A 1,112-nucleotide genomic window follows, 5' to 3' on the forward strand; every position below is an offset into this window, starting at 1 on the left:
TGTTCTGTCCCGTGAGGTTGAGGACGCGGCTGGCGGGTGGTTTGCCGCCGAGTGCGGTGTGGCCGCGGTGGTGATTGTAGGTGTGCAACCAGCCTGGTAACGCCGCGCGGCGTTCGGTCTCGGTGCGGTAAGGCTGGTCGTAGGCCCATTCGTCGAGCAGGGTCCGGTTGAACCGCTCCACCTTGCCATTGGTCTGCGGCCGGTAAGGACGGGTGCGTTTGTGGACGATCTGCGCGTCGCGCAGCGTGTCGCGCCAGAGGCGGGAGCGATAACAGGACCCGTTATCGGTCAGGACCCGCGCGACGGTGACTCCGCAGCTGGTGAAGAACGCCTGAGCCCGCACCCAGAACACCGCCGCGGTTTCCTTCGTCTCATCCGGGAGGATTTCGGTGTAGGCCAGGCGTGAGTGGTCATCGACGGCGTTGTGCAGGTAGCTGTAGCCGAGGTTCGCGCGGTTGCTGAGCTTGCGGGGCCGGGCCGGATCGCGGTGGGCGTAACTGTGACGCCCGCCGAGCGCACGCCCGTGGACTTTGTGGCCGCCGCCGTCGGGGATGTTGCCCAGCTTATTGATGTCGACGTGCACCAGATCACCAGGTGCGGGGTGTTCGTAGCGGCGGATCGGGCGACCGGTAGCCCGATCGAGGTGAGCCAGTCGGGCCAGCCGATAGCGGGTCAGGATCCGATGCACCGTGGAGGGATTCAATCCGAGCAGGTAGGCGATGCGGGCCGGTCCCCAGCGGCGGAGCACCCGCACCTTGATGACGCGCCGCTCGGTCCGGGTCGGGGTGCGGTTCGGGCTGGTGCGCGGCCGGCTGGACTGATCCTCCATCCCGCAAGCTCCCTGGTTGCGGTAGCGGCGCGCCCATCGGGCGGCGGTGGAGACCGACACCTGGAACCGCTCCGCGGCTCGCCGCAACGGCCATTCGTCGTCGACGACACAGCGGGCCAGGCGCAGCCTGCCGGTCGGGGTCAAGGGTGCGTTAGCGTGGGTCACGAGGGCCTCCAGGTCGCCGGTGCAGATGTCGCAATCCACACCGAACCCGGAGGCCCTCCCCCACACCAAGATCATCCGATCACGTGTCGCCCTGTACCCAACCTCCGTGGTCAATACA

General features: G+C 67.7%; 1 protein-coding gene. It reads right to left on the reverse strand.

What is annotated here, in order from left to right; all coding sequences use genetic code 11:
• Window positions 1–994 (reverse strand): IS481 family transposase (locus AB0F52_RS48680; protein ID WP_360186502.1); only part of this gene is annotated, 994 nt, incomplete at its 3' end.
• Window positions 995–1,112: the final 118 nt, after the last annotated feature.

This window comes from Amycolatopsis sp. NPDC024027 (genome assembly GCF_040638975.1).
GTDB lineage: Bacteria > Actinomycetota > Actinomycetes > Mycobacteriales > Pseudonocardiaceae > Amycolatopsis.